Genomic DNA, 7,603 nt, shown 5'->3' with positions numbered 1-7,603 from the left:
CGCCGCTAACGGCTCGAGCCACTCAGGCTCAATCTTGGCGCAGCAGCGAGCAAACAGCTTAGAGGTTTCCATCAGCTCCGCCGCCATGATCCATTTCGGGCCTTTTTTCGCCAGCGGTGAACCTGGGAACACAAAAAACTTACGATTGCGCGCGCCTAAGTATTCGTTGTTATTGTCCTTAAAGCCAATATGGCTGAGCAGACCCGATAACAGCGCACGGTGCAGCGCATCGTAGTTGGCAGGCGTGTCATTTAAGCGCCACTTTAAGTCGTGAACCGCTTGTTTTAGCTGAGTATATAAATCCTGCCATTCGCGCACACGCAGGTAGGCTAAATATTCATCACGGCATTTTTTACGGAACTGGCTGGCGGATAATTCCTTTTGCTGCTCTTTTAAGTGCTGCCAGAGGTTTACCCAACTGACAAAATCAGACTGGGGATCGGCAAAGCGACGATGGGCCTCATCGGACGCCTGCTTTTTATCCATGGGCCGCTCACGGGGATCTTGAATCGACAGCCCTGAGGCGATCACTAACACCTCATTTAAGCAACCAAGTTGGTGGCTCTCGACCACCATACGCGCTAAACGTGGGTCGACGGGGATTTGCGATAACTGCCGCCCCAGCGGCGTTAACACTATATTGCCCTTCTGCTGTTTAACCGCCTGTAATTCCTCAAGCAATAAGAAGCCATCGCGAATATGGCGCGGATCGGGTGGCTCAATAAACGGGAAAGCAGCGATATCGCCAAGGCCGATAGCGAGCATCTGCAAAATCACCGACGCCAAATTGGTTCGTAAGATTTCGGGATCGGTAAAGGCTGGGCGGTTATTAAAATCCACCTCATCGTATAAACGAATACAAATCCCTGGACCAACACGGCCGCAGCGGCCTTGACGCTGATTGGCACTCGCCTGTGAAATAGGCTCAATCGGCAAACGCTGCACCTTAGTGCGATAGCTATAACGGCTGATGCGCGCTGTTCCTGGGTCAATCACATAACGAATACCCGGCACAGTCAGCGAGGTTTCCGCTACGTTAGTCGCAAGCACAATACGACGCCCTGTATGGCTGCTAAACACCTTGGATTGCTCGCCGTAGGAGAGGCGCGCGTAGAGCGGCAAAATCTCAGTATCGCGGTAATTGCGCCGATTAAGCTGCTCAGCGGTATCGCGAATTTCACGCTCACCGTTCATAAAGATCAAAATATCGCCTAGACCTTCGGCAACCAGCTCATCAACGGCGGCAAAAATCCCTTCAATTTGGTCGAGATCGGCCTCAGTATCTTGCACCAATGGGCGATAACGGGTTTCGACCGGATAGGTACGCCCTGACACCTCAATAATCGGCGCATTATTGAAATGCTTAGAGAAACGCTCAACATCAATGGTCGCCGAGGTGATGATGATCTTAAGATCGGGGCGTTTTTTCAGAATTTGCTTGAGGTAACCCAAGATAAAATCGATGTTGAGGCTACGTTCATGCGCCTCGTCGATAATGATAGTATCGTATTGATCTAAATAACGATCTGAAGTCAGCTCCGCCAGTAAAATCCCGTCGGTCATCAGTTTGATATAGGATTCACTCTTAAGCGCATCGGCAAAACGCACCTTAAAGCCCACGACTTCGCCGAGCGGGCTTTGTAATTCTTCAGCCACCCTTGACGCAACACTGCGCGCAGCCAGCCGCCGCGGCTGGGTATGACCAATAAAACCACGGCTGCCTAAGCCCAGTTCTAAACAGATTTTAGGTAACTGAGTGGTTTTACCCGAGCCGGTTTCACCCGCAATGATCACCACTTGGTTTTCACTGATGGCTTTGGCGATGTCTTCGCGCATGCCACTGACGGGCAGATTGTCAGGATAATTGATCTTAGGGCGAGCCTTCAGGCGCTGCTCTACTTTCCCGAACGCTGCTTGCGCCTGCTCAGCAAGTTTGGCTAATTCTTGTGTTTTTTTGTCAGAATCGGCTTCTTTATGGAGCTTAAATAAACGGCGGCGGATCCGCGAGGCATCACTTTGAAAGCATTGCTGGAGAAAAGCGCTCGATAGCGGATGTTTGTCAGAGTTCAAAACCAAATTCCATTGCTAGCATCGAAAAAGGCGATCCTAGCAAGGAACCTGGTTTATTGGTATGGCTAATTGTTCAAAACACACCGTAAACCGCGGGAAATTAGCCACCCAAATAACGGCTTAAGCGGGTGCAAGATAACATTGCTGCATGTACACATTCATCGCCTTCAACACATTGGTGCGATTGATTGTGCCGATGACTTTGCCATTATCCACCACCGGATAGGTCTTTGGTTTAGCGCCCAGCATCTGCTCCGCGAGTTGTAAAATACTCTCATCAGGACCGACATACAGGACTTCAGTGCGCATACAATCCTTCACCACTGAGGTTAAGTCACAGTGATAGCTGCTCTTTAACATGACAGCTAAGCAGTCTTGCTGGGATAAAAAACCCACTAAATTGCCACTGTCATCCACGACAGCTGCACCCATCTTGTTATTATCTAACAATTTCTCAACCGCAGTAGCCAGTGACATATTTGCACTGAGCAACACAGGCTGACGGTCCATATGGTCGCGTATTTTGATTGAATCCATAGCAATCTCCCCAAACTTACCTGTAACAAACTCACTTACCTGAGCTTTGAGTCTAGTCAAAATCTCGCAAGAGTTAAGCAATTAATATCGATTGAGCTTATCTGACGACTAGGGCATGTTGACGTTTTAAGGTTATAGCGGTAAGAACTGTTTGAGATAGATTTAGTATCCCGAAATAAGCTTAGTTAACGCTTAATGAAATTAATCCAATGATTTTACGTTCTATTGCATAGGTAAGCAGGGGTTGATACTTTGACTCATCGAGGTTCTAAGGTACCTACTCCGCCTTAATCATTAATCTGTGTCATTCGTTTTTCCTGCTAATTGATCTAACAAGCTATCGATACTCTGTTCGAGCAAATCGAGGACTAATTCAAATCCTTGAGTACCGCCATAATAGGGATCGGGGACCTCATCAATTTCACTATTTCCGTAAGACAACATTAGCTGAAGTTTGTATTGATACTCAAGCGGACAACGACTACGTAAATCCACTAAATTACCATTATCGGCTGCTAAAATAAGATCAAAATACTCAAAATCGGCATCAACAATTTGTCTTGCGCGCATACCATCGAAACTTAACCCGCGTTTTATACCCGCAGCTATGGCGCGACTGTCAGGTTTATCTCCTTGGTGATAACCAATGGTGCCAGCAGAATCAACTTCAATATTGAGGCGACGTTCACGAATTTTTGCACGGCAAACGGCCTCAGCCGTGGGCGAACGACAAATATTCCCCATACAGACCATTAAAATTCGTCTTATATTTTTTGCTTTTAACGCTTTATCTTCTAACAACTTAGCATCCTCTGGCAGTGCTATTTAGGGGGTGATGCGATTTGCCCAAAGGCGGGAGAAATACATTTTTTCACTTCAAAATGATAACCGTATTTCTCGTTAGCAGACTCGGTGATTTCCAGTATTTCGTAATCGTTTAACTCAACCACCACAGAATTGGCTAATTTTTCACAACGACTACGGCCATCGGCCTCAAACTTATAGGCAAATAACGCGATTAATTCTCGGATCCCCTTGTAGTATGTGTGCCCAAAAGTTCTTAAGGATTCGATAGTGCCATCAGCAGATTGCATGGTGAGATCATTAGCCGCTTTCTCTGCTTCAGTCTGGGCTTTTTCGGTTATTTTGACTTCAACAACAGTGTTTGCAAGACTCACTTTTTCATTTTTTTGTATTTTGTTCGCAACGTTCTCCAATAAAGTTTCACCATCGGAGATGGCAACAAGATTCATTAATAACACCACAGATAACACCATACGTAAAAATGCCGTTGTTACCACAAAGCGTTTTTTATTGTCCTGTTGGTTGGTCTCTAACCCTAAAATCCGTAAACCGATATGGAACAATAAATAACAAGGGATCACAATTTGCAGAAGCAGTAACGCGAGAATAGAAATACACACGAACCAAATGGGTAAATACAGCAAAATGGCAAAGTTGTGGGTGTAAGACAAATGTGAAGCTGAAACACCTGTGATTTCATTAACCACACTACCACTGGCGGCCAAGGCAAAGTTGGCAATAACGGCATAAAAGAGTAGGAAAATGGCTTTTCCAGCCAATGAATGCCACGCTATTGCAAATTTTGGCCAAAATTCAATGATTAATGCAACCGCAGTGATAATAGCGGCTAGCCAAATGTCTGACTGAAATAGCAATAAAGCAATTAATGCTAATAGATAACAGCGCTGGGCAATGGTTAAACTTTGCAAAAAAGCTTTAGCGGTGACAATGGGCTGCTTAGTCCATTTGGGGACCGTTAAGATTTTAGCCAAGCGTTGCTTCAAAGAATGTTCACTAAATTGAATATCAACCAAAACCTACTCCTTGGTGTTATTGCCTATTAATAATCAGTATGATACTCGGCAAAACCCTTATTGATAGCGTTCGATTTTTATCAATATCCAACAATTTCGCAACTTATTCTTTAACTTCTTTATCCTCAGGCACAATGTCTGTCCTGATCCGTAAATAACTAGCAAATCGCGGCAAGCCATTCACCGTTAATCCTAGATACTTGTAAGTGATAAGTGTACCGATAGCTGGGGGATACTGACGCTCTACAAGGTTAAAACCTGTGCCAATACTAAAAATTCGCCCCTCTGGTGTTTGCACTCTTAAGGCACCCATTTTCCCAGCAAATTGCCCTTTGCCAGCAACATAACCAATCACCGTCGCTTCAGCATCTAAATAGGGCTTTAACTTCATTACATTAGGATTACGTCCTGGCGTATATACCGCAGTGCGACGATGTAAAATTAATCCTTCAGCGCCAAGGGCAACTAAGGTATTTAAAGTGTCATAGAGGGCCTCGACACTGTCGACACTAAATTGCTCAATAACTTGAAGATAAGCCGATTTTCCCACGATCAGAGTTTGCATTTGCAGATAACGGTCTTCAAAGCTCCCCTTGGTTGTCGGTAAATCAAATACCATAAAGCGTACCTTTTGCCAGTCCGTATCCTTTGGCGATTTTTGACGTATTAATCCTGAAATCGCCTCAAACTGCCCTCGCCCGAGCCATAACTCACCTTCCATTGCGATAGTGGGAAACTCGGCGGTAAACCAACTTGGGGCCAGAATGGGATTCCCCTGACGGGTAAACAAACGTTGCCCATCCCAGTAACCACGCACACCATCAAGTTTTTCACTGACCAGAAACGTGCCGATTTGAGTATGATCGTCGAGTGCATATTCCGTTGCTAATTGAATATTCGGTGCAGGACTTGCGTAGCTAACCGCAATAAATAAGCTACAAAGACCAATGAGAAGCCCAAAGCACTTGGCAAGTGCATTTCTTAAAAAAAGTACGCGAATTGTCAGAGTCATTCCTTTGTCTCTCTGTAAGTCATCCCACTGCAAGCTTAGTATTTAGCCTTGACTGCCGCTAATCCGGCCGCAATATGATCCCCCTAACAGAGCGAGCAATTTGTATAGTTAACTATTTATACACATAAATTATCGGGCTATACTGCGGCCTCTTTTTTAAGCTCGTTCAAAAGCCGGCACACATGTCGCATTCAGTTTGAACGAAAATGCTCACGAACAACCGCCCAAGTCGATGGAATAATTATGAAACCAGCAAATAACCACGGTATAAAACGCATCTTTAGAGCGACGGGATTTTCAATGAAGGGCTTAAAAGCGGCGTGGGTCCATGAAGCTGCGTTTAGACAAGAATTGATGCTTGCGGTGGTGATGCTCCCCATCGCCCTATTGGTCGATATCAGCACCATGGAACGCTTAATGCTGATCTTAACGCTGTTTATCGTGTTAATTGTAGAGCTATTAAATTCTGCTATTGAAGCAGTTGTTGACCGTGTTGGCAGTGAGATCCATCCCCTGAGTGGTCAAGCAAAGGATATCGCCTCTGCTGCGGTGTTCATGAGTTTAGCGCTCTGCGGGATCACTTGGCTCGTGGTGTTATTACCGCGCTTGATATAATCCTTTGTGCGCATTAACACTGATTTAGGTTATTAAATTCGCTGATAAAAAACGCCTTTAGGAATTATCCCAAAGGCGTTTTTTTATCCAACTCAACAAATTTAGTTATCTTCAATTACGAGCTTATCCGCTAAAAAACTTATCGCCTGCTTAATTTGCTCGAGTCTGTCATTTTCAGCCCAATAGGCGACATACACACTGCGTGAAATCGCACTCGCCCCCGCGACCAAATTCAGTTCGCCTCTTTGAAGCAAAGGCTGCACCAAATGCTCGGGTAAGAATGCGCAGCCGCCGTTATTTAAGATAAAATCTAAGGCGATTCGAGCCGAACTAGTATGTAGAGTTGGCACAGGTAAAGCCGCATATTCCTGCGCATGAATAATATTAAAGGCCGTCCCCCAATCGACTTTGACATATTGTCCAGCTTGCACCTCATTAACGGCCACATCCCGGGATTTAGATACCAGCAGCAAATTGATTTGGCCTAATTGGATTAATTCAAATTGGTCAAGTTTGGGTGGATCAAAAGAAATCGCTAAATCAAGGGTGCGGTCCATCAATTGCCGTGTCATTACGGTGAGTGGCAAAACCTCGGTCCGCAATGCAACCCCAGGAAGTCCCACATGCACATGCTGTAAATACCGCTGTAAATAGGCATCCCAAATATTGGGACCCGCACCAATCGCTAATTGAGTCGATTGTAACTGACTAAGCGAAACATCCTGCTTGGCGCGCTCCCATGCTGTCAATACCGCTTCCGCATGGCCCAACATCCGTTCCCCAGCAGGGGTCGGCTGAATATTATTTCGTTGGCGCTCAAACAAGGCAACACCAAGAATGCTCTCAAGCTGTTTAACTCTAAAACTTACCGCACTACGGGTAAGGTAGAGGTTTTCCGCCGCCTTACCAAAATGGCGGGTACGAGAGACTTCCAGAAAGGTCTTTAGTAAATCGGTATCCATAAAAATTCTTGACCAACATAGGCAAATTTTTTTGATTTATAAATCAATAATACTAGCCAATACTCCACTTGCAAATCTTTGTATACCAAAATCTAGAAGGTAACAGCCATGTCTGAACAGTCTTTTTCAAACGCTAACAGGGGTTCTGAGACGCTGAACGGCTCAGCTGCCAGTTTTGTATCTCACAAACGCTTTTACGACGATACTAATTTCCCCAAAGGTTTTAAGCGCAGTGGCGACTTCACTAGTAAAGAAGCCGAACTGCTCGAATTACATGGTCATGCCATGAAAAACCTTGCTGAAGGCAAAACACTCCCAGTGACCGCCGACGAAGCACAATTTGTCGAAGTCATCAAAGGAAACATCGCTCCGAGTAGCTTGTTAGAGCAGATCTGGTTAAAGTACCGCAAACTCGCCCGGGGTAAGCCCTTTTATGCAGTGGTTGGCACGGTTCATTTACCAGCAACCAAACCTGAGGTTGAGCCAGAAGCGGCATTCGATGTAGATGTGGATGTTGAAATTGAAGATGATGTTCAGGATGAAGCTGAACCCGAGGACAAAGCATGAAA

8 protein-coding genes are annotated in these 7,603 nt (G+C 45.3%); 2 read left to right on the top strand and 6 right to left on the bottom strand.

Annotation, left to right across the window (positions count from 1 at the left end):
* The 5 genes from hrpA to L976_RS01335 all read right to left on the bottom strand — a co-directional run.
* The coding region (gene hrpA, locus L976_RS01355; RefSeq protein ID WP_047533430.1) for an ATP-dependent RNA helicase HrpA at nt 1-2,076 on the bottom strand (2,076 nt) is incomplete at its 3' end.
* A 114-nt stretch (nt 2,077-2,190) separates the two neighbouring features.
* A complete protein-coding gene (locus L976_RS01350) occupies nt 2,191-2,607 on the bottom strand; it encodes a CBS domain-containing protein (RefSeq protein ID WP_037418282.1) in 417 nt (138 codons plus the stop codon).
* Nucleotides 2,608-2,901: 294 nt separating this feature from the next.
* Entirely contained in the window at nt 2,902-3,360 is a 459-nt protein-coding gene (locus L976_RS01345; protein ID WP_047533427.1) for a low molecular weight protein-tyrosine-phosphatase, read from the bottom strand.
* Nucleotides 3,361-3,428: 68 nt separating this feature from the next.
* Entirely contained in the window at nt 3,429-4,445 is a 1,017-nt protein-coding gene (locus tag L976_RS01340) for a hypothetical protein (protein ID WP_047533424.1), read from the bottom strand.
* Nucleotides 4,446-4,548: 103 nt separating this feature from the next.
* Nucleotides 4,549-5,457 carry a DNA ligase gene (locus L976_RS01335; protein ID WP_047533421.1) on the bottom strand — a complete coding sequence of 303 codons (909 nt, stop codon included), beginning with the start codon at nt 5,455-5,457 and terminating at the stop codon, nt 4,549-4,551.
* A gap of 243 nt (nt 5,458-5,700) precedes the next feature.
* Between L976_RS01335 and L976_RS01330 the strand changes: the two genes are divergently transcribed.
* Nucleotides 5,701-6,072 carry a diacylglycerol kinase gene (locus tag L976_RS01330; protein WP_037430715.1) on the top strand — a complete coding sequence of 124 codons (372 nt, stop codon included), beginning with the start codon at nt 5,701-5,703 and terminating at the stop codon, nt 6,070-6,072.
* Between the two features lie 101 nt (nt 6,073-6,173).
* Here L976_RS01330 and hdfR read toward each other — a convergent pair whose 3' ends face one another.
* Nucleotides 6,174-7,034 (bottom strand): HTH-type transcriptional regulator HdfR, encoded by an 861-nt coding sequence (gene hdfR, locus L976_RS01325; RefSeq protein ID WP_047533418.1) that lies wholly within the window; start codon nt 7,032-7,034, stop codon nt 6,174-6,176.
* 108 nt (nt 7,035-7,142) lie between these two features.
* On the opposite strand from hdfR, the gene L976_RS01320 reads away from it, so the two are divergent.
* Complete coding sequence (locus L976_RS01320; protein ID WP_037430721.1) at nt 7,143-7,601, top strand: DUF413 domain-containing protein; 459 nt, start codon at nt 7,143-7,145, stop codon at nt 7,599-7,601.
* The last annotated feature ends 2 nt before the right edge of the window (nt 7,602-7,603 follow it).

Source organism: Shewanella sp. ZOR0012, from assembly GCF_000798835.1.
Classification (GTDB): Bacteria; Pseudomonadota; Gammaproteobacteria; order Enterobacterales; family Shewanellaceae; genus Shewanella; species Shewanella xiamenensis.
Note: the sequence above shows the minus strand (reverse complement) of the source record. Positions and strands in the feature narration are given on the sequence as shown.

Coding starts and splice junctions, on each gene's coding strand:
- L976_RS01350 (WP_037418282.1), bottom strand. CDS start 2,607: ATGGATTCAATCAAAATACGCGACCATATGGACCGTCAGCCTGTGTTG.
- L976_RS01345 (WP_047533427.1), bottom strand. CDS start 3,360: ATGGTCTGTATGGGGAATATTTGTCGTTCGCCCACGGCTGAGGCCGTT.
- L976_RS01335 (WP_047533421.1), bottom strand. CDS start 5,457: ATGACTCTGACAATTCGCGTACTTTTTTTAAGAAATGCACTTGCCAAG.
- L976_RS01330 (WP_037430715.1), top strand. CDS start 5,701: ATGAAACCAGCAAATAACCACGGTATAAAACGCATCTTTAGAGCGACG.
- hdfR (WP_047533418.1), bottom strand. CDS start 7,034: ATGGATACCGATTTACTAAAGACCTTTCTGGAAGTCTCTCGTACCCGC.
- L976_RS01320 (WP_037430721.1), top strand. CDS start 7,143: ATGTCTGAACAGTCTTTTTCAAACGCTAACAGGGGTTCTGAGACGCTG.